We start from the raw sequence: 476 nt of genomic DNA, 5'->3' as shown, positions 1-476 counted from the left end.
GCCATGGCAGAATATGACCGCTGTCATCGAGCCGTTTTATCCCAAGGCGGGCAATGGCCGACGGCCCTATCCGCTGGAGACCATGCTGCGTATTCACTGCATGCAGCATTGGTACAACCTGAGCGACGGTGCCATGGAAGATGCCCTGTACGAAATCGCCTCCATGCGCCTGTTTGCCCGATTATCCCTGGATAGCGCCCTGCCGGATCGCACCACCATCATGAATTTCCGCCACCTGCTCGAGCAGCATCAACTGGCCCGTCAATTGTTCAAGACCATCAATCGCTGGCTGGCCGAAGCAGGCGTCATGATGACCCAAGGCACTTTGGTGGATGCCACCATCATTGAGGCACCCAGCTCTACCAAGAACAAAGAGCAGCAACGCGATCCGGAGATGCATCAGACCAAGAAAGGCAATCAGTGGCACTTTGGCATGAAGGCCCACATTGGTGTCGATGCCAAGAGTGGCCTGACCC

The 476-nt window shown here is 56.5% G+C and carries 1 pseudogene; it reads left to right on the top strand.

The window, feature by feature from the left end:
* Window positions 1–476: pseudogene (locus FHD02_RS24030) on the top strand (IS5-like element ISKpn26 family transposase); the annotation flags it as partial.

This window comes from Citrobacter sp. EC_71 (assembly GCF_019584005.1).
In the GTDB taxonomy this organism is placed as follows: Bacteria; Pseudomonadota; Gammaproteobacteria; order Enterobacterales; family Enterobacteriaceae; genus Citrobacter; species Citrobacter werkmanii.
Note: the sequence above shows the minus strand (reverse complement) of the source record. Positions and strands in the feature narration are given on the sequence as shown.